Origin of the sequence: Mesorhizobium sp. M0011 (assembly GCF_040324155.1) — a bacterium.
Classification (GTDB): domain Bacteria; phylum Pseudomonadota; class Alphaproteobacteria; order Rhizobiales; family Rhizobiaceae; genus Mesorhizobium.
On the sequence record NZ_JAMYVQ010000004.1, the window covers coordinates 155,619 to 174,252 of the forward strand.

The following is an 18,634-nucleotide window of genomic DNA, read 5'->3' on the forward strand; positions in this document are numbered from 1 at the left end:
CAGCGATCATTTCCGCTGATCGTTTGGCTCAAGCGAATTCGTGTGACACGGCGAGGCGCGCCACCTACATACCGCGCTTCCCTTGTTGTTGTGCATGTCGTTATCCCTGCTACGCACTTTTGGGCGACATGCATCAGGAGTGGTTGATGGCGACGGACGCAATTTCGGAGAGCAGCGAAAGAAGCAATTTCTGGCAGGGCGTGCGGCTGTCGATGCCGGTCGTGGTGGCGTCGGCGCCGTTCGCAGTGCTGTTCGGCGCGCTCGCTGTCGACAACGGCTTCTCGGTCCTGGAAGCCTTCCTGATGAGCGCGCTGGTCTATGGCGGCGCCAGCCAGATGGTCGGCATCCAGCTGTTCGGCCAGCATGTGGCGCCGTGGCTGGTCGTGCTGTCGATCTTCGCCGTCAATTTCCGCCACGTGCTCTATTCCGCAGGCATCGGCCGGCGCATCGCGCACTGGCCTGTCATCCAGCAGGCACTTGGTTATTTCATCCTCACCGATCCGCAATTCGCGGTAGCCGAAGCGCGGGCGCAATCGGGCCAGACGGTCGGCTTTGCCTGGTATCTGGGACTTGGCCTGCCGGTCTATCTGTTCTGGATCGTCGAAAGCGCGCTTGGCGCGCTGTTCGGCAAGCTGATCCCCGACACGCATGCGCTCGGCATCGATTTCCTGCTGCCGATCTATTTCCTCGGTCTCGTGCTGGGCTTTCGCAAGCGGCCGCTGTGGCTGCCGGTGGTCGTCGCCAGCGCCGCCGCCTCGATCATCGCCTACAAGACGGTCGGCTCGCCTTGGCATGTCTCGATTGGCGCTGTTGCCGGTGTGCTGCTGGCGGTCATCCTGCCTCCCCATCACAGCGGCGTAAAGGCACGGCCATGAGCACGACCTTCTGGATCATCATCGCCGGCGCAATCGCGACCTATCTGACGCGCATCGGTGGGCATCTGGTCATCTCCCGCTTCGACATCATCCATCCGCGCGTCGAGGCCGGCCTCAATGCCGTGCCGGCGGCGGTGCTGACGACGCTGGTGGCGCCGGAACTGTTGAATGCCGGGCCGGCGGAGTGGGCCGCACTGGTGGTCACCGCCGTGGTTTCGCTGCGCGGTGGGCTGATGGCGATGTTTCTGGCGGGCGCGGCCGTTCTGATTTTGGCGCGGCAGTTCGTGGGGTAAAATTCTAAGAGCGAATCGGTTTGGACGTTAGCGCCGCCTTTATTGCCCTGCCGGGCACTTCTCCCCGTAAACGGCCGGGCTGTCACGTATGGATTCTTGCGAAGAAGAACCCCCACCCTAACCCTCCCCACAAGGGGGAGGGAACGCTGCCGCGTGCCTTTAATTCTTCTTGGCGCCGAAAAGACAGGCGATTCTCCTGGGTCAGCGCCAACGGAAGTCTCCCTCCCCCTTGTGGGGAGGGGTTAGGGGTGGGGGTCCGTGCCGGGCAGCCATCTCAAGAATTCCATACGCGATAGTCCTGCCGTAAACGGGAGAAAGAAGCTCACCTCAAATCTTCGCGTCGTGCGGCAGCGGCGCGGTGGCTTTTTCCAGCCAGGCCAGCGTTTCGCCGTCGAGCATCGGGCCGATCTCGGTCAGCACGCGCGCATGGTACGTGTCCAGCCAGTGCAACTCGTCGCGCGTCAGGAGGTCCGACTGCACCAGTCTTGTGTCGATCGGCGCCAGCGTCAGCGTCTCGAAGCCGTGCATGGCGATATCGCCGCCCTCGATCTCTTGCGCCGACGTCACCAGGATCAGGTTCTCGATGCGGATGCCGTAGGCGCCTTCCTTGTAGTAGCCCGGCTCGTTGGACAGCATCATGCCTTCGAGCAGCTTTTCGGTGCCGGTGCGGGCGATACGCTGCGGCCCTTCATGCACGGCCAGATACGAGCCGACGCCATGGCCGGTGCCGTGGGCGAAGTCGCAACCGTGCTTCCACAGCGCCATGCGCGCGACGGCATCGATCTCGGAGCCGCGCGTGCCGGCGGGAAAGCGCAAGGTGGAAATGCCGATCATGCCTTTCAGCACCAGGGTGAAGCGTTCGCGCATCTCCTGCGTCGGATGGCCGATCGGCACGGTGCGGGTGATGTCGGTGGTGCCGTCCTGATACTGCGCGCCGGAATCGAGCAGGAACAGCTCGCCGGCTTGCAGCTTGCGGCTGGTGGCGCGAGATACGCGATAATGCATGATGGCGCCGTTCGGGCCGGCGCCCGAAATGGTGTCGAAGGAGACATCGCGCAGCGGCATCTGCGTTTCCTCGCCGGTCTGCCGGCGCTGTTCCTCCAGCCGGGTGACCACCGATATCTCGTCGAGCGATCCGGGTTTTTGCCGCTCCAGCCAGCACAGAAGCTTCGCCACGGCGGCACCGTCACGCCGATGCGCGGCGCGCGAGCCGTTGATTTCGGCCTGGTTCTTGGTGGCGCGCGGGATGCGGGCGGGGTCTGCTGCTGCAACGACGACGCCGCCATTGGCCTCGACCAGCATGCGCAGCCTGTCGGCCGCCAGCACCGGATCGAGCGCGATTTTCGCGCCACTCTTGGCAAGTGCCGCAATCGCCGCTTCGAATTCGCCGGGCTCATGCGGCTCGGCGAGCTGGGTGAGGTAGGCCGCGACCTGGCGCGAGAACTTGCGCTTATCCATGAAAAGCTGGTGCGACCCATCGGCGGCGAGGATGGCGAAGCCGAGCGCCAGCGGCGTGTGCGGCACGTCGCCGCCACGGATGTTGAAGGCCCAGGCGATGGAGGAGGGGTCGGTCAGCACCGCATGGGTGGCACCATCCTTGGCGATCGCCGCCGCCAGCCGCGCCAGCTTGTCCTTGGCAAGCTCGCCGGCAAAGCCGATCGGGTGAAGCTCGACGGGAGCCACCGGCGCCTCGGGCTGATCCTTCCAGATAATGTCGATCGGGTTCTTGTCGAGCGGCACCAGCACAGCGCCCGATCTGTCGGCCGAAGCCTGCAGCGCCTTGACCTCGCTGATCGTGTGCAGCCATGGATCAAAGCCGAGCCGTGCGCCCTTGCCAAGATTGTCTTTCAGCCAGACGGCCGGGGGATTGTCGACCAGGCTTTCGATCGAAAAGACGTCGAGATCGACCTCGCTGCGCACCTGCAGCGTGTAGCGCCCGTCGACAAAGACGAAGGCGCGGTCGCGCAGGACGATGGCGACACCGGCCGAGCCGCTGAAGCCAGTCAGCCATTTCAGCCGCGCCGAGCGGTCGGCGACATATTCGCCCTGATGCTCGTCGGCACGCGGCACGATGAAGCCGTCCAGCTCGTTGGCTTCAAGCCATTGGCGCAGCAACGCCACACGCGGTTTGCCGACGGCCGGGTCGCCGGCGGAATCGAAGGTCTGGAACATTGTGGGCCTCCTGCGGTCAGCGCAACCGTAGCGTACGGTCGCGGAAATCGGAATCGATTCCGGCTGCGCGCAACCTGCTACAGCATCGCTTGGCTGACAATCGGCGGAACTTGGTCCAAGCTCGGTCGTTGCCGGCCTGCATGCCTCAATGCTTCAGATGGATCGTCACCCAGCCTTCGCGGTGCAAGGTGCGCACGTGGCGAAAATTCTGGCCGACATAGGCCGAGATGACGGCGTCCCGCTGGCGCTCGAGGATACCCGACAGCACGATCGAGCCGCCAAGTGCGATGTGATCGGCCATTTGCGGCGCCAGCCGCATCAGCGGCCGCGCCAATATGTTGGCGACGATCAGATCGAAGGGCGCGCGCTTGCCGAAGATCGGATGGTGAAAGCCTGGTGCTGTTGCTGTTTCCACCAGTGCCTTGACGTGGTTGAGCCGCGCATTGGCGGCAGCCACCCGCACCGCCACCGGATCGATGTCGGTGGCCAGCACAGGAATATGCGCCAGCTTGGCGACGGCGATCGCCAGCACCGCGCTGCCGGTGCCGAGGTCGAGCGCATTGCGCGGATGCTCGCGCCGCACCACTTTCTCCAGCATTTCCAGGCAGCCGGCTGTGGTGCCGTGGTGACCGGTGCCGAAGGCGAGGCCGGCCTCGATCTCGATGGCCAGTTCACCGCTGTGGCGCTTGCGGCGGTCATGCGCGCCGTGGACGAAGAAACGGCCGGCACGCACCGGCTTCAGCTCTTCCAGCGAATGCGCCACCCAGTCGATGTCGGGCAGGGCCTCGCGCTTGATCGGCTTCGATAGGGAAAGGCCGGCAAGGATCTCGTTCAAGCGGGTCTCGACCGCATCGACGTCGCCATCGGCATAGAGCGACACTTCGTGGATGTCCTTGTCCTCGTCGACCTCCAGGACGGCGATCGGCAGCCCCTCTTCCTCGAAGGCTGCCTCAAGCGCCGCGAAAATGCTGACGGACTCGATCTTTCCGGTGGTGAAGTAAAGGCGCGTCTGGGTCATGAAAAGGTAATCAGCCTTTCGCCGCCAGCCGCTTCAGCTTGGCGATGGCCGTATCGGCGCTTTCGCCGTAGGCGATGGTGCCGGCAAAGTCGCCATTGGCGTTGAGCAGCAGCACCGAGGCGGTGTGGTCCATCGTGTAGTCGCCGTCGCCGGTGTCGACCTTCTTCCAGTAGATGCCGAACGACTTGGCCATGGCATGGACCTTGTCCGGAGCGCCCGTGATGCCGACGATACGGTCGGAGAAATTGCTGACATAGGCGTTCATCACTTCCGGCGTGTCGCGCTCGGGATCGACCGAGACGAAATAGGCGTGCAGGTTCTTGCCGTCGTCGCCGAGCGTCTTCAGCCAGCGGGCCAGTTCGAACAGCGTGGTCGGGCAGACCTCGGGGCAATGGGTGAAGCCGAAGAAGACGACGCTGGGCTGCCCCCTGAAGGCGGCTTCGGTGATCGGCGTGCCTTTCTGGTCGACCAGGGTGAAGGCGGCCCCGAACGGTTCGCCGCCATAGTGGCCGCGGTACCAGTCGAAGGTCAGCCAGCCGATGCCGGCCGCCATCAGGACGAGAATGCCGACCAGGATAGAACGCATCATCATCAAAAGTCCGTCTGCAGAAATCGCCGCGCCGGCTCAATGCCGCGCCTGTGCGACAGTCTTAGCGGTTCGGCCTCGCACAGGCAAAGTGCCGCGTTGCCGCAACCGCGGCGGTGTCGACCTATCTGCTTGCAAAGCCGGGCTGCTCGCCCCACCTGTGACCGGCAACTCGAACCGCAGGAGGCTACTTTGCGACGACTGGTTGGGCGACGACTGATTGGGCACGGACTGATTGGGCGGAAACTGATCGGCGGCGCCTTGGCCGCCTGCGTTGTCCTTGGCGCCGGTGCCGCGGTCGCCGAGGAAGTCGGCAAGGTCGGCGTCGACTGGCTCGGCAACGACATCATCGTCGAGGCGATCAAGGATCCGAAAGTGGAGGGCGTGACCTGCCATGTCTCCTATTTCGATCGCGGCATCATCGATCGCCTGCACAAGGGCAACTGGTTCGAGGATCCGTCCGATTCCTCGATCTCCTGCCGCCAGACCGGTCCGATCACCATCGGTGACATCGACATGAGCGAGGGCGGCGAGGAAGTGTTCAAGCAAGGCATCAGCCTGATCTGGAAGAAACAGGTGGTGAACCGCATCTACGACAAGGCCAACGAGACGCTGATCTATCTCTCGCATTCGCGCCAGGTGCAGAACGGCTCGGCCAAAATGTCGGTCACCACCGTGCCGCTCTACGGTCAGAACGTGGTGTGGAGCAAAGGCAAGCCGTAACAGGCTGCCGACCTTCGGACGATTGGTCCCGCTTGCGGGACCAATCGCTCGGGGGTAAAGCCGCCGGCATGGACCGTACTGAAAGTCTTGTGCCGAAGGATTCCGAGCCGCGCATTCATCCGACCGCGGAACTGAAGGCGTGCAAGCTCGGCCGCTATGCCTCGATCGGCGAGCGGGTGGTGCTGCGCGAGGTGAATGTCGGCGACTTCTCCTATTTTGAACGCCACTGCGAAGCGATCTACACGACGATCGGCAAATTCTGCTCTATCGCCGCCAACAGCCGCATCAATGCGCTGGAGCATCCCATAGAGCGGCTGACCCAGCACAAGCTCAGCTACCGGCCGAACGAGTATTTTCGTTGGCTGGGCGTCGATGCCGCCTTCCGCGAGCGGCGGCAGGCGAAAGTGGTGACCATCGGCCATGATGTCTGGATCGGCCACGGCGCGGTGATCATGCCTGGGGTCGCCGTCGGCAACGGTGCCGTCATCGGCGCCAACGCCGTGGTGACGCGTGACGTGCCGTCCTATGCGATCGTCGCCGGCGTGCCGACGAAGGCTCTCCGGCCACGCTTCGCTCCGGATATCGCGGCGCGGATCGAAGCTCTCGCCTGGTGGGACTGGCCGGTCGAAAAGCTGGCCAGAGCGGTTCCCGACATGCAGGCAATGCCGATCGAAGCGTTCCTCGATCGCTGGGAAAACGACGCCGTCTGACCAGCTCAAGTGCGTAGCGTTGAGACGGAGTCGGGCGACGCGCTTCAAGGCCCGCCGGACTGAAACCCCTTCCGCCATGCGGGGGTGGCGCAGCGGAAGGGGCTGGAGTTAAACCGCTGTGAAGCGGAAGGAACAGGCACTCTCGCCTGCAGGGTCATTGTGACATTGAACCCATAAGGCGTGTTTTCCAGGCTATTCTCCCTATGCGTGTAGGCAATTGTACCTGAGGTATTTGCTTGCATCGGGAACCTGAAACGGTCGCTGATTGTTCTCATCGCGCCGCAGCGTTGAGGATTTCGATAGATGGAAAAGCATTTCACCAAGGTCGCCAACTGGGTCGCCCGCATAGCCGGCCTGCCGCCGACATTCGCCCTCTGTTGCCTGATCGTCATCGTCTGGGCGGTGAGCGGTCCGTTCTTCGGCTTTTCGGACACCTGGCAGCTCGTCATCAACACGGGCACGACCATCATCACCTTCCTGATGGTCTTCCTGATCCAGAACACTCAGAACCGCGACGGCGCGGCGATCCAGGCCAAGCTCGACGAACTGATCCGGGTCGGCAAGGGCCACAACCACTTCATAGGCATCGAGCATCTGACCGAATCCGAAGTCGAGGAAATCCGCGCCAAATGCGAGCGTGCGGCAAAGCGGCATGACGAACAGATCGCCGACACGGCGGCGAAGAAGGTTGTGGCGAGGAAGCGAGGGTCGAAAAAGCAGGCGGCCTGAAAATCAGCCTTTCATGAACGCCGCGAAACTGTCCTTGTGGTCCGGGTGCCAGCGCGACAGGGCTGGGCGGTTTTCGATGATGTCGCCGATCGCCCAGGCCATGCGCTTTTCATCCAGCGGGCGGGCCGCCTCATTGTCCGGGCACAGCATGTAGAAATCGCCTCTGGTCAGGGATTCCAGCATGAAATCCACAACCTGTTCGCCGGTCCAGGCGCCGGCCGGTTTTTCCGTCGCGCCCTCGGTCAGGCTGGTAAAGGTGAAGCCGGGGATCAGCAGATGGGCAGCGACATGGGCGCCGGGTTCGTTGCGTAACGCATGCGCCAGGCCCTCGGTGAAGGTTTTCACCCCTGCCTTGGAGACATTGTAGGCAAGGTTGCCGGGCGGCGTGGTGATGCCTTGCTTGGAGCCGGTGTTGACGATCAAACCCGGCCCGGCCGAGGCCAGCATTCGCGGCGCGAAGGCCTCCACGCCATGCACGACGCCCCAGAAGTTGATGTCCAGCAGCCGTTTCCAGGCGTCGCGGTTTTCCCATGGCTTTCCGGGATTGTCGCCGACGCCGGCATTGTTCATCAGCAGCGACACGCCGTCGAAGGCGCCGAACGCCCTCTCGGCGAGGCGGTCCACCTCATCCGCCTTCGAAACGTCGGCGGCGACGGCAAGCACGGCATCGTCGCCGGCAATCGCAGAAACGGCGCGCGAGGCGTCGTCAAGCCGCGCGCCGCCAATGTCGGCCAGCACGATCTTCATGCCCATCAGTGCAAGCCGCTTGGCGGCCGCCAGACCGATGCCGCTGGCGGCGCCGGTGATCACGGCGGCATTGCCTGGGGCAAGCGCGGGCAGGGCGGTCTGGATCTCGGCGTCGGTGATCATGGGCGATGGGTTCCTTGTTCGATGCGCCGAACTTAGCGCCGGAACCGGTCGGTGCAAGCCTCTGCTCGCCTTGTCGGGTTGACCAGTTCGGTCGAGGCTGCGCATGTTGCCCTTTGCCTCCGCAAAAGAGATTTTGCCCTGGGGACAAAACAAACTTTAGCCCTGGGGACAAACGGAGATTTCCTGATTGACGGACTGGGTTGCAATCCTGAAGGAACAGACCGCCATTGGCGACCAGATGGGCCGCGAGGTGCCGCAGATGCTGGCCAATCCCGACATCAGCGAAACGCAGGTGAAGACGCTCTTTTCCGCCCTGGAGAAACAAGCCGAGTTCGTCGAGAAGCTGCGCATGGCGCTGGAAAAGTTCGGCCATGATTTCTCGATCATCAAGGCCGCGGAACGGCTGGAGGAGCGCTATGCAGACCTCGCCGCATCGGTGGCGGAAAAACTGAAAGCGATGCGCAAGTAGCGCAACTCTGGGAACGACGTGCAGCGCTTTGCCTTGAAAATGCGTGAAGACAGCTACTTTTCAATCACCCGCGCAAAGCGCGTATCCGGCACGAGCCAAATCATCGCGACCAGCACATAGAGCGCGACGCCGATCCACTGGCTGACGAAGGTCAGCACGACGGCTGCGATGTAGACAGCCAGCGAGAGCTTCCCCTTGCGGTCAGTACCCAGCGCCTTGGCAAAGGCGGTATCATTGCCGTGCAGGCGATGCAGCGCGGCGGCGAGTATGGTGTAGGCGATGGCGCATAGCGCGAGGTCGGTGCCATAGACCGCGACCGGCACCGGCGCAAAGTGGTTCTCGCCCATGAAGGCTGTGGTCACCGGCATCAGCGACAGCCAGAACAGCAGATTGAGGTTGGCCCACAGCACGCGCCCGTCGACCCGCTGCACGGCGTGGAACATGTTGTGCAGGTTGTTCCAGTAGATGCCGACATTGATGAAGGACAGCACGTAGCAGAAGAAGATCGGCCACAACGGCACCAGGGCGGAGAAGTCCTCGCCGTGCGGCACTTTCAACTCAAGCACCATGATGGTGATGATAATGGCCACGACACCATCGGTGAATGCCTCGACCCTGCCTTTGCCCATGGATCCCACCTTTGCCCGCGATGAATTGTCGAAAGAGAGAGTAAACGCTAGCGGATGTTGGGGAGCCAATAAATGGCAACCGGGGAATTCCTCAACCATGTCCAAGGAAAATCCGGCATCAGTCCCGCTGGTCAGGACGATTACGGCCGCCCACCGTTGACTTTTCTTGGCTTGGCCGCTCCTCTTGCAGGGCAGTCTTGGCCGAAGCAGATGTACGGCTGAGATTCGAATGGAGGGGACTGATGAGATTTCGTTTTCTGCTTGTGGTCGCGACCATCCTGGCCGCGGTCTTCGGGACGTCGGCCGCGGCCTTCGCCTACAGCGCCCACACCTCGACCAACCTCAACGTCCGCAGCGGGCCGGGAGCGGGATACGCCAGGGTGGGAACGCTGCCCGCCGGCTTCAGGGTCAATGTCACCGGCTGCCAGCCGGGCTGGTGTAGAATCCACGGCGGCGGCGTGAGCGGCTGGGCCAGCGCCGGTTATCTCGAACGCTCCCAAATCGTTCGCCCGCCGATCATCATCGTGCGCCCGCCGCATCGGCCGCACTGGCAGCACAGGCCGCACCGTCCTCCGCACCATCGCCCGCCGCACAAGCCGCGCCCCGGCAAGTGCAAGATCGCGCCCGGCTTCCCCTGCAGGTGAGGCCGACCGGTTGAGCGATAGATGACGGATCGGAGCCGCTGGCCCCGATCAGAGCCTGTTCAGCCGGCGGATATCCCGCTCAAGCAATGTCCACGGTGCTGTCAGGAGCCTCCCTGTCGGCTGGAACGTCGTGGATGAAACCGCGTTAAGTCCTCGATCCCCGAAATTGGTGACGAGGTTGGCCATGGCCATTCGCAATTTTGCGCATACGCACGAAGGAGCAGGTGGCGAGGCTCTTGCAATCCCCACCGTCGCCGCGATGATTGCGGTGCTGTTTGCCGGCAGCACGGTGCTGACGCCGCTCTATATCGTGTACAAGCAGCAATTCGGCTTTTCACAAATCACCCTGACGCTGATCTACGCCGTGTATGTCGTCGGCAATCTGGCGGCATTGGTGATGTTCGGCGGGGTGTCCGATGTCGTCGGGCGCCGGCCCGCGAGCCTGGCGGCGATGCTTGTCGCCATCGTCAGTGCGCTTGTCTTCCTGTTTGCCGGAAACGTCGTCTCGCTCGACGTCGCTCGCATCCTGAGCGGGCTTGGCATCGGCGTCGGCGCGGGGACCGGAACCGCGTGGATTGCCGAGCTTCTTCCCGGCGCGGACAAGTCGCGCGCCAGTGTGATCGCCACCAGCACCAATTTCCTCGGCCTCGGCTTCGGCGCACTGATTTCGGGACTTCTGGCTGAATATGAGCCATGGCCGTTGCGGCTGATCTTCATCGTCTATCTGGCAGCACTTTTGGTGGTAACGGTCCTGGTCTGGCGCACTCGCGAAACGATGGCGAAGCCGGGCGGCCTGCGGCGGCTTTCCTTGCGGCCGCAACTTTCCGTCCCGGAGGAAATCCGTGCGCGCTTCGTCGCGCCGGCGGTGACCGGCTTCGGCGCGATGGCGCTGGTCGGGTTCTACGCCGCGTTGGCGCCGAGCATCCTGGCGCAGCAACTGCATGTGACCAACCACGCCGTCGCCGGCGCGCTGTTCTTCGAACTGGCGATCGTCACCGCGATCAGCATTGTCGTTCTGATGCACATGAAGAGCAACAAAGCGATGCTGGCTGCGCTGGCATTGATGATCCCAAGCGTCTCGTTGGTGGTGGCGGCGCAGATACTGGCCTCGATGGCACTGATGGTTGCTGCGACGGCCTGTTGCGGCGTTGCGGCGGCGCTTGGTTACCGTGGCGGGCTGCAAGTAGTGAACGAGATCGCGCCGAAGGCTCGTCGCGCCGAAGTGGTGTCCAGCTTCTTCATCTGCTGCTTTGTCGGCAACGCCTTGCCCGTCATCGGCATTGGCATCGTTTCGACCTATGCCAGTCCCATCGCCGCCAGCCTGGCATTCGCCGGCGTGATCGTGGCGTTTGCGTTGGTGGCACTGGCTTTTGAGCTGAAACAACACGGGCGTTGAGCCCTGGAGCTGTCCAGCGGAACCGGGTTAGCTTCAGCCGTTCGGTGTTTCAGGCGAAAGATGCGCGCGTCCGCGTGGCACGCCAAGACCGGTGTCCGGCGGCTCGCCGGCTGCCGGTCTGTTCTCGATCATGTGCGTGGTGCGCCAGCGGCCGAAACGGTAGTAGGCAGAGGCCAGTACAAGCGAGCTGATCGAACCCACCGGGAAACTCCACCACAGCGCTTCCTCGCCGATCACGCCACGCATGAAATAGGCAAAGCCGGTGCGCACGATCAGCACCGAAATGACCAGGATGATCAGCGGCGGCATCACGGCACCCGTGGCTCGTACGGTGGCAAACAGCACGATGGTTATGCCGAACAGGATGAACGACCACGAGGCGACATTGTTGATGTGGACGGCGATGTCGATCGCCGCGCTGTCGCTGCTCAGGAACAGGCTCAGCACCGAACGGTCGAAAACCGACAGCACGGCAACCAGCGCGCCGGTCAGGACCAGGTTGAAGCCGACGCCGGAGGCGGCGATGCGGCCGATCCGGTCCCAGCGCCCGGCGCCGACATTTTGTGCCGCCATCGAGGACACCGCGGCGCCGATGGCGAGCGCCGGCATCTGGATGTAGGTCCACAGTTGGGCGGCGATGCCGTAAGCGGCGGCGACCTGTGAGCCGTTGGAGTTGACCATGCCCATCACTGTCAATGCAGCCGCGGAGATGACAATCATCTGCAGACCCATCGGTACGCCCTTGAAGACGACGATGCGAAGCAAGGTGGGATCGGGCCGCAGCAGAGCGAGGTTGGCGCCGGCCAGCCGCAGCGGATGCCTGCGTACATAGAGCACGATCAGGATGGCGATCACGCTTACCGTCTGGCCGATCAGCGTGGACGTGGCGGAGCCCGCGATGCCGAGCTCGGGAAACGGCCCGATGCCGCGGATGAGCAATGGGTTGAGCACGATGTCGAGGACGACGGCCAGCGCCATGAAGAAGAAGGGCGTGCGTGAATCGCCGGCACCGCGCAGCACGGTCATGACGAAGGACAGAAGGTTCATCATCGGCACGGCGACGAAGATGATGCGCAGATAGGAGCGCGCCAGCGGCAAGGCATCGGCCGGTGTGCCGAGCGTGTTGAGAATGGCGTCGACCCAGATCCAGCCGCAGACCGCGAAGACAACCGAGACGAGGAAGAAGAACGTCGCGCTGGTGCCGACGATGCGGCGCGCCTCGGGCAGGTCGCGGGCACCGACCGACTGGGCCACCAGAATGGTGGCCGCCATGCCGATGCCGAACACAGTGCCGAGGATCAGGAACAGGACGAGGTTGGCGTTGGAGGTGGCGGTCAGCGCCGATTCGCCGAGGAAACGGCCGACCCAGACGGCGTTGATCGAACCGTTGAGCGACTGCAGCACGTTGGAGCCGAGCACCGGCAGGGCGAACAGCAGAAGCGTGCGCGGGATCGGGCCGCTGGTCAGGTCGCCGGTGCGCCGGCGCGCGGGCATTTTTTCGTCCATGGCGGGCAGCTCGGCGGATGGTGATTTGGATCCAGTCCACGATGATATCGCAGGCGGTACCGAGATGCACCCTTGCGAACGCGCCGCACGGTTGAAAGGCCGCTGCCCCGTTCATGCCCAGCCGCGAGCCCCAGCGGACGCGCCAAGCGCGCCCGCCCGGGCAGTGGTGGTTACTTCTTGGTCAGACCCGGCAGCGTGACCTGATAGACCAGGAACATGGTGTCGACATTGGCGCCGTCTTCGGCCTTGTAGGGCGCGCCGACCTGAAAACCGTCCTGGGCGAGGAAGTCGTTGTCGTTGGCGACGAACAGGAAGTAGTCGTCGGGCAGCTTCGGATCCAGAACGCTGACCACTGACATCGCCTCCCACTTCTCGGACAGGTTATCCTGGTCGTTGGGCGCGCCATTGTGCAGGCCGAAGCGGCCGAGCTCGGCACTGTCGTTGATGTCGATGAATGGCGTCAGCTTGGCCGGTGTCACCGATGGGTCGACGACGCCCTTGGGGGCGACCGGCTTGTCAGCGGCGTCGAAGGCGCCGCCGGCGATGTCGGTCGCGGCCGAGACGTCGACGACGAAGATCTGGCGCACAAGCGAGGTGTCGCCCTTCAGCCCCTGGCCGTTGCCGCTGTCGCGCGCCAGCATCAGGAAAGTCTGATCCGACAGTGCCACGATCTCGCTCTGCGCGGCGACCTTGGTCTTGCCCTTGGCATCCTTGAACACCGGCAGCGGCACGACATACTCATGCGCCAGCTTGATGGCCGAGGTCGGATGCGTCGTAGACGAGGGCGCGGGTGTTCTGGCGCGTGGCGGGCGAATCGCCGCCGTCCTGCCGGGGCGCCGACTGCAGCACGGCGATCAGGAACTTGCCGTCTGGCGTCATTGCCATGCCTTCGAGGCCTTGGTTGTTCTGGCGGCCGGTTTCGGGATCCTTCGGATCGGGCTCGGCGGCACCGGGTCCCGGATTGTCCGAGGCGAAGTTCGGCGTGCCGTGGCGCATCGGCACGAGGGCGGCCGGTGGCTGGGTTGCCGACAGCAGATGCCCGTCGGCGGAAAACCGATAGATGTTCGGGCCGTATTCGTCGGAGATGAACATCGAACCATCGGGCAGCCGCACGATCGCCTCGTTGTCGAGCGCCAGCTTGCCATTGTCGGCTTGCGGCAGGATCGGCATGTCGCCGCTTGCCGCGCGCACGCCGTTGAGCGGATCGAGGCCTGTGGCATCAGCCCCCTTGTCGTCGGTAAGAAGCATGGTGTCGGCGAGCGTTGCCTTGACGCCGGTCTGCCGCTGGCCGGCAGCAGGTGCCGCATCTGGTGCCACCGGGGTAAACTCGATGCCGATGGTGTTGAGGCGCGGCCGGTAGTCGGTGGTACCGACGACATTGTAGCCGCGATCCGGCAGCAGCCAGAGCGAACCTTTGTAGCCAGCGGCCTTATGCGTCCAGCCTGATGTGTCGATCGACATGCCGGAGCCCGAACCAAACGTCTCGCCGAACTTGTCGCGCTGAGCGGCCGGGATGCGACCGACGCCGACCAGCCCTTTGTTGACAAAGCTCGTGCCGCCGACGGTCGCGGTGCTGTCGGCGAGGGCCGGCGTCAAGGCGGTGAACAAGGCCAGCGCGACGCCGAGCGACGCGGTTCGATACAGGTGTTTCATGGATAATCCTCTTGTGCCGGATGTGCCGCGGGACGAAAAAACTGAAAGAGGCGCGACATCGATGATGCCGCGCAGGCCTCCCCGAAACGCGGTCTACGGCGCGAACATGATGCTTGCGTGACAGCGCGCAGTGCATGCCGGCGGTCTTCTTCACGTGCCGATAGAAACGTGCGCCTGGCGGAAGATCATTCCGTCAGTCTCAGACCGGCAAAAAAGGCCGCGCGCGCTGGTACTGGACACTTATGTCTAGTGCGTATATAGTCCGGCCTTCGGACCAACCGTGGAGGGGAAGCCTTGAAGTCGCACTACCGCGCAGTCGTCATCGGGGGTGGCGTGGTGGGAGCCTCGGTGCTCTACCATTTGACGCGGTTCGGCTGGAGCGATGTGGCGCTGATCGAGCGCGCCGAACTGACGGCCGGTTCGACGTGGCACGCGGCGGCAGGCTTCCATGCGCTCAACGCGGATCCCAACGTGGCGGCGCTGCAGGACTACACCATCAATCTCTACCGGGAGATCGAGGCCGAATCCGGCTGGGATATCGGCCTGCACATGACGGGCGGCGTCAACATCGCCAGCGATCCCGCGCGCTGGGAGTGGCTGAAATCGGCTTGGGCGGTGTTCCAGTCGGTTGGCATCGAGACCGCGCGCCTCGTCACGCCCGACGAGATCAAGGCGATCTGCCCGATCGTCGACGTCTCCGGCGTGCTTGGCGGTCTGCATGATTCCAACGAAGGCCATCTCGACCCGTACGGTACGACGCACGCCTATGCCGGCGCTGCAAAAAAGCGCGGCGCCGACATCATACTGCGCAACCGGGTGGTCGAGTTGAAGCCGCGCGCCGACGGTCGCTGGGATGTCGTCACGGAGCAGGGCACCATCATCGCCGAGCATGTCGTCAATGCCGGCGGGCTGTGGGCAAAGCAGCTCGGTCGCATGGCCGGCGTCGACCTGCCGGTGACGCCGATGGAGCACCATTATTTCATCACTGAGGACATTCCCGAGATCGCGGCGCTGGACAAGGAAATCGGCATCGCCGTCGATCTCGACGGCTTTTCGTATCTCCGGCAGGAGCGCAAGGGCGTGCTGCTGGGCGTTTACGAGCAGAACCCGAAGCACTGGAACATGGATGGCGCGCCATGGGACTACGGCATCGAACTGATCCCGGAAGACATCGATCGCATCAGCCCGGAACTCGCCAAGGCGCATGAGCGCTTCCCTTGCTTGGCGACGGCCGGCATCCGCAAATGGGTCAACGGCGCCTTCACCTTCACGCCGGACGGCAATCCGATTGTCGGGCCGGTGCGCGGGCTGAAGAATTACTGGGTCGCCTGCGGCGTCATGGCCGGTTTCAGCCAGGGCGGCGGCGTCGGCAAGTCGCTGGCCGAATGGATGATTTTCGGCGAACCGCAGGCCGACATCTTTGGCATGGACATCGCCCGCTACGGCGCCTTCGCCGCCAACCGGGAATATCTCAAGCAGACGACACGCCAGTTCTATTCGCGCCGCTTCGTCATGACCTTTCCCAATGAGCGGCTGCCCGCCGGCCGGCCGCTGAAACGCCCCGGCGCCTATGACGGCATGACGGCCGCGGGATGCGAATGGACAGCGTCGTGGGGGCTGGAAATCCCGGCCTATTTCGCGCCGATGGGATTTGCCGAGAACACGACGCTGCGGCGCTCCAACGCCTTCGACATCGTCGGCGACGAGGCGCTGCAGGTGCGGCGCGCCGCCGGTCTCGTCGATATCTCGGCCTATTCGCGCTATGCGGTGGCGGGGCCAAGTGCGGAAGCCTGGCTCGACCGGCTGCTCGCCTGCAGGCTGCCGAAGCCGGGGCGGGCCGGCCTGGCGCCGATGCTCGGTCATGACGGACGGCTGAAGGGCGACCTCACCGTCTTCAACTGGGGCGGCGGCAGCTATTGGCTGATGGGCTCCTACTATCTCCGGGAATTCCACATGCGCTGGTTCGAGAGCCATGCGGCTGAAGGCGTCACCGTCGACGACCTCTCCGACACGATGAGCGGCTTTCTGCTGACGGGGCCGAACGCGCGCAAAATACTGGAGCGAACGACGCATCAGGATGTTTCCGGCGCAGCGCTGCCGTTCATGGCCTGCGGCGCATTTGATATCGGCATGGTGCAGGCACGTGTTGCGCGGCTGTCGATATCAGGCGAACTCGGCTTCGAAATCAGTTGCCCCGTGACCATGCATGCCACTCTGCGCGACACGCTGCTGGGCGCTGGCGAGGATCTGGGCCTTGCCGAAATCGGCTACTATGCGCTCAATGCGCTGCGGCTGGAGAAGAGCTTTGGCATCTGGTCGCGCGAATTCACGCAAGGCTACACGCCGGGCCAGACCGGTCTCGACCGGTTCATCGCTTTCGGCAAGAGCGACTTCATCGGCCGCGAAGCGGCGTTGAAGGAGCGCGACGCCGGTGCCTCGCAGCGGATCGTGACGCTGGAGATCGACGCTATTGATGCCGATGCCAGCGGTTTCGAGCCAGTCTGGCATGACAGTCGGCGCGTCGGTTTCGTCACCTCGGGCGGATTTGGTTACACGATCGGCAAGAGCGTCGCACTGGCGTTGGTGGACGACGATTTTGCCGAGGAGGGGACGGCGCTTTCGGTGCACATTGTAGGCGTCGAGCGGCCGGCACGCGTCATCGCGGCCTCGCCCTACGATCCCGAGGGCAAGGCGATGCGGCAATGAGGAGAATACACCATGGTCGATGACGCGGCACGGGACAGCAGGCGCGAGCGCCGGCGTGGACGCACGGGCGAGGCAGGCAGCGAAAGCAGCCGCCGGCCCAATTACCATTCGCTGAAGAATCCGTTCCTGCCGCAGCCGATCTTCTCGGATGATCAGGTCGCCGCCATCCATGACACGGCGTTGCGCGTGCTGGAAGAGCTCGGCATCAAGGTGCTGCTGCCGCAGGCGCGTGAGCTTTTCGCCAATGCCGGCGCCCTGGTCGATCCGGACACCGACATGGTGCGCATCGGTCGCGACATGGTGACGGCGGCACTGGCCTCGGCGCCGAACTCGATCCACGCCCATGCCGGTTCCCGCGCGCGCGATTTGACGCTCGAACTTGGCTCGATGGCGTTCCTGGCCGGGAGCGGAGCACCGAACGTCACCGATCTCGAGCGCGGCCGGCGGCCGGGAACACTGGCGGATTTCGAGGATCTCATGCGGCTGGTGCAGCATTTCGACGTGCTGCATATGCTGGGGCCCTGCATCGAACCGCAGGATGTCGACAACCGCTTTCGGCACTATGCCGTCAACCGCGCGCAGCTGACGCTGTCGGACAAGTTTCCATTCGTCTTCGCGCGCGGTACGCCGCAGGTCGAGGACGGGTTCGAGATGCTGCGGCTGGCGCGCGGCCTGTCGCAGGACGAGTTTCTGGCAAATGCATATTGCTACACCGTCATCAACACCAACTCGCCGCGCCAGCTCGACATCCCGATGGCGCAAGGCATCATCGATTTGGCCCGCGCGGGCCAAATCTCCGTCATCACGCCGTTCTGCCTGGCAGGCGCCATGGCGCCGATCACGGTGGCCGGCGCGTTGACGCTGCAGCACGCCGAAGCGCTGGCCGGGCTGACGCTAGCGCAGATCGTGCGGCCGGGTGCGCCGGTCGTCTATGGTTCGTTCTCCTCCAATGTCGACATGAAATCCGGCGCGCCAGCCTTCGGTACGCCCGAGCATGTCAAGGCGACGCTGGGCGCCGGTCAGCTGGCGCGCTTCACCGGGCTGCCGTGGCGGTCCGGCGGCGGCAGTGCGGCCAACATCTCCGACGCGCAGGCCGCGCACGAGACGCAGTTCGCGCTGTGGGGTTCGGTGCTGGCCGGGGCGACGATGTGCATCCATGCCGCCGGCTGGCTGGAGGGGGGCTTAAGCGTTTCCTTCGAAAAGCTGGTCACCGACATCGAGGCTTTGCAGACAGTGGCCGAGCTCTGTGCCCCGACGCCTGGCGACAGCGATTCCATCGGTTTCGAAGCGATCGCCGAGGTGCAGCCGGGCGGCCACTTCTTCTCGGCCGGCCACACCATGGCGCGCTACCGCACCGCCTTCTACGAACCGCTGGTGGCCGACTGGTCGAATTTCGGCAACTGGACGCAGAGCGGCTCGAAGACGGCGAGCGAGCGCGCCACCGGTGTCTGGAGGCGGGTGCTTTCCGATTTCGCGCCGCCGGCAACGGCTGCCGCCACCGCCGGCGTGCTGGATGAGTTTATCGCGCGGCGCACGGCAGAGGGCGGAGCGGCGCCGGTATCTTGAGACTTGCTCTCGCTGATCGCCCTCATTGTGGCGCGATCCGGAACCTGCAGCGCCTCCCGCGCATTCAAGGTTGCGGCCGGTGCACTGCG

17 protein-coding genes and 1 pseudogene are annotated in these 18,634 nt (G+C 64.1%); 11 read left to right on the forward strand and 7 right to left on the reverse strand.

Annotation, left to right across the window (positions count from 1 at the left end; translation table 11 throughout):
* Positions 1-146 precede the first annotated feature (146 nt).
* Together NKK51_RS06280 and NKK51_RS06285 are read left to right on the forward strand one after the other, a co-directional pair.
* Positions 147-875 (forward strand): AzlC family ABC transporter permease, encoded by a 729-nt coding sequence (locus tag NKK51_RS06280; protein WP_352551803.1) that lies wholly within the window; start codon positions 147-149, stop codon positions 873-875.
* The gene (locus tag NKK51_RS06285) at positions 872-1,168 is read left to right on the forward strand and encodes an AzlD family protein (protein ID WP_352551805.1); all 297 of its coding nucleotides are present in this window, start codon (positions 872-874) and stop codon (positions 1,166-1,168) included. Before NKK51_RS06280 ends, NKK51_RS06285 begins: the two co-directional genes overlap by 4 nt.
* 327 nt (positions 1,169-1,495) lie before the next feature.
* Here the strand turns inward: NKK51_RS06285 and NKK51_RS06290 are convergent, their stop codons facing one another.
* The 3 genes from NKK51_RS06290 to NKK51_RS06300 all read right to left on the reverse strand — a co-directional run bounded on the left by NKK51_RS06290 (position 1,496) and on the right by NKK51_RS06300 (position 4,947).
* Positions 1,496-3,340, reverse strand: a complete 1,845-nt coding sequence (locus tag NKK51_RS06290; RefSeq protein ID WP_352551807.1) for an aminopeptidase P family protein — start codon at positions 3,338-3,340, stop codon at positions 1,496-1,498.
* Between the two features lie 145 nt (positions 3,341-3,485).
* The gene (locus NKK51_RS06295; protein WP_352551809.1) at positions 3,486-4,358 is read right to left on the reverse strand and encodes a 50S ribosomal protein L11 methyltransferase; all 873 of its coding nucleotides are present in this window, start codon (positions 4,356-4,358) and stop codon (positions 3,486-3,488) included.
* 10 nt (positions 4,359-4,368) lie between these two features.
* Positions 4,369-4,947 carry an SCO family protein gene (locus NKK51_RS06300; protein ID WP_352551974.1) on the reverse strand — a complete coding sequence of 193 codons (579 nt, stop codon included), beginning with the start codon at positions 4,945-4,947 and terminating at the stop codon, positions 4,369-4,371.
* A gap of 228 nt (positions 4,948-5,175) precedes the next feature.
* Here NKK51_RS06300 and NKK51_RS06305 point away from each other — a divergent pair, with 228 nt between their 5' ends.
* The 3 genes from NKK51_RS06305 to NKK51_RS06315 all read left to right on the forward strand — a co-directional run bounded on the left by NKK51_RS06305 (position 5,176) and on the right by NKK51_RS06315 (position 7,106).
* Positions 5,176-5,667 carry a CreA family protein gene (locus tag NKK51_RS06305; RefSeq protein WP_352551976.1) on the forward strand — a complete coding sequence of 164 codons (492 nt, stop codon included), beginning with the start codon at positions 5,176-5,178 and terminating at the stop codon, positions 5,665-5,667.
* A gap of 68 nt (positions 5,668-5,735) precedes the next feature.
* Positions 5,736-6,377: a DapH/DapD/GlmU-related protein gene (locus NKK51_RS06310; RefSeq protein ID WP_352551811.1), complete on the forward strand. Its 642-nt coding sequence runs from the start codon at positions 5,736-5,738 to the stop codon at positions 6,375-6,377.
* Between the two features lie 303 nt (positions 6,378-6,680).
* On the forward strand, positions 6,681-7,106 hold the full coding sequence (locus NKK51_RS06315; protein ID WP_023813123.1) for a low affinity iron permease family protein: 426 nt from the start codon (positions 6,681-6,683) through the stop codon (positions 7,104-7,106).
* Between the two features lie 3 nt (positions 7,107-7,109).
* On the opposite strand, the gene NKK51_RS06320 is transcribed toward NKK51_RS06315, so the two are convergent.
* Positions 7,110-7,976: an SDR family NAD(P)-dependent oxidoreductase gene (locus NKK51_RS06320; RefSeq protein WP_352551813.1), complete on the reverse strand. Its 867-nt coding sequence runs from the start codon at positions 7,974-7,976 to the stop codon at positions 7,110-7,112.
* A gap of 187 nt (positions 7,977-8,163) precedes the next feature.
* Here NKK51_RS06320 and NKK51_RS06325 point away from each other — a divergent pair, with 187 nt between their 5' ends.
* Positions 8,164-8,445 (forward strand): hypothetical protein, encoded by a 282-nt coding sequence (locus NKK51_RS06325; RefSeq protein ID WP_023813121.1) that lies wholly within the window; start codon positions 8,164-8,166, stop codon positions 8,443-8,445.
* 53 nt (positions 8,446-8,498) lie between these two features.
* Here the strand turns inward: NKK51_RS06325 and NKK51_RS06330 are convergent, their stop codons facing one another.
* On the reverse strand, positions 8,499-9,074 hold the full coding sequence (locus NKK51_RS06330; RefSeq protein ID WP_127293041.1) for a TMEM175 family protein: 576 nt from the start codon (positions 9,072-9,074) through the stop codon (positions 8,499-8,501).
* A gap of 72 nt (positions 9,075-9,146) precedes the next feature.
* Here NKK51_RS06330 and NKK51_RS06335 point away from each other — a divergent pair, with 72 nt between their 5' ends.
* The 3 genes from NKK51_RS06335 (at position 9,147) to NKK51_RS06345 (ending at position 11,114) form a co-directional block, all read left to right on the forward strand.
* Positions 9,147-9,296, forward strand: a complete 150-nt coding sequence (locus NKK51_RS06335) for a hypothetical protein (RefSeq protein WP_352551815.1) — start codon at positions 9,147-9,149, stop codon at positions 9,294-9,296.
* Positions 9,297-9,316: 20 nt separating this feature from the next.
* Positions 9,317-9,718, forward strand: a complete 402-nt coding sequence (locus NKK51_RS06340) for an SH3 domain-containing protein (protein WP_023813119.1) — start codon at positions 9,317-9,319, stop codon at positions 9,716-9,718.
* A 184-nt stretch (positions 9,719-9,902) separates the two neighbouring features.
* Complete coding sequence (locus NKK51_RS06345; protein ID WP_352551817.1) at positions 9,903-11,114, forward strand: MFS transporter; 1,212 nt, start codon at positions 9,903-9,905, stop codon at positions 11,112-11,114.
* Between the two features lie 33 nt (positions 11,115-11,147).
* Here NKK51_RS06345 and NKK51_RS06350 read toward each other — a convergent pair whose 3' ends face one another.
* Together NKK51_RS06350 and NKK51_RS06355 are read right to left on the reverse strand one after the other, a co-directional pair.
* Entirely contained in the window at positions 11,148-12,620 is a 1,473-nt protein-coding gene (locus NKK51_RS06350) for an MATE family efflux transporter (protein WP_502902447.1), read from the reverse strand.
* A gap of 170 nt (positions 12,621-12,790) precedes the next feature.
* Positions 12,791-14,273, reverse strand: a pseudogene (locus NKK51_RS06355) (esterase-like activity of phytase family protein).
* Positions 14,274-14,567: 294 nt separating this feature from the next.
* Between NKK51_RS06355 and NKK51_RS06360 the strand changes: the two are divergent.
* Entirely contained in the window at positions 14,568-16,979 is a 2,412-nt protein-coding gene (locus tag NKK51_RS06360; protein ID WP_352442253.1) for a GcvT family protein, read from the forward strand.
* A 12-nt stretch (positions 16,980-16,991) separates the two neighbouring features.
* Positions 16,992-18,545 carry a trimethylamine methyltransferase family protein gene (locus tag NKK51_RS06365; RefSeq protein WP_352551820.1) on the forward strand — a complete coding sequence of 518 codons (1,554 nt, stop codon included), beginning with the start codon at positions 16,992-16,994 and terminating at the stop codon, positions 18,543-18,545.
* Positions 18,546-18,634 lie beyond the last annotated feature (89 nt).

What these genes read in the sequence shown, in the direction of transcription:
- NKK51_RS06300 (WP_352551974.1), bottom strand. Translation starts at nt 4,947, where the DNA reads ATGATGCGTTCTATCCTGGTCGGCATTCTCGTCCTGATGGCGGCCGGC.
- NKK51_RS06340 (WP_023813119.1), top strand. Translation starts at nt 9,317, where the DNA reads ATGAGATTTCGTTTTCTGCTTGTGGTCGCGACCATCCTGGCCGCGGTC.
- NKK51_RS06280 (WP_352551803.1), top strand. Translation starts at nt 147, where the DNA reads ATGGCGACGGACGCAATTTCGGAGAGCAGCGAAAGAAGCAATTTCTGG.
- NKK51_RS06350 (WP_502902447.1), bottom strand. Translation starts at nt 12,620, where the DNA reads ATGGACGAAAAAATGCCCGCGCGCCGGCGCACCGGCGACCTGACCAGC.
- NKK51_RS06365 (WP_352551820.1), top strand. Translation starts at nt 16,992, where the DNA reads ATGGTCGATGACGCGGCACGGGACAGCAGGCGCGAGCGCCGGCGTGGA.
- NKK51_RS06320 (WP_352551813.1), bottom strand. Translation starts at nt 7,976, where the DNA reads ATGATCACCGACGCCGAGATCCAGACCGCCCTGCCCGCGCTTGCCCCA.
- NKK51_RS06335 (WP_352551815.1), top strand. Translation starts at nt 9,147, where the DNA reads ATGGCAACCGGGGAATTCCTCAACCATGTCCAAGGAAAATCCGGCATC.
- NKK51_RS06315 (WP_023813123.1), top strand. Translation starts at nt 6,681, where the DNA reads ATGGAAAAGCATTTCACCAAGGTCGCCAACTGGGTCGCCCGCATAGCC.
- NKK51_RS06285 (WP_352551805.1), top strand. Translation starts at nt 872, where the DNA reads ATGAGCACGACCTTCTGGATCATCATCGCCGGCGCAATCGCGACCTAT.
- NKK51_RS06345 (WP_352551817.1), top strand. Translation starts at nt 9,903, where the DNA reads ATGGCCATTCGCAATTTTGCGCATACGCACGAAGGAGCAGGTGGCGAG.
- NKK51_RS06295 (WP_352551809.1), bottom strand. Translation starts at nt 4,358, where the DNA reads ATGACCCAGACGCGCCTTTACTTCACCACCGGAAAGATCGAGTCCGTC.
- NKK51_RS06330 (WP_127293041.1), bottom strand. Translation starts at nt 9,074, where the DNA reads ATGGGCAAAGGCAGGGTCGAGGCATTCACCGATGGTGTCGTGGCCATT.
- NKK51_RS06310 (WP_352551811.1), top strand. Translation starts at nt 5,736, where the DNA reads ATGGACCGTACTGAAAGTCTTGTGCCGAAGGATTCCGAGCCGCGCATT.
- NKK51_RS06290 (WP_352551807.1), bottom strand. Translation starts at nt 3,340, where the DNA reads ATGTTCCAGACCTTCGATTCCGCCGGCGACCCGGCCGTCGGCAAACCG.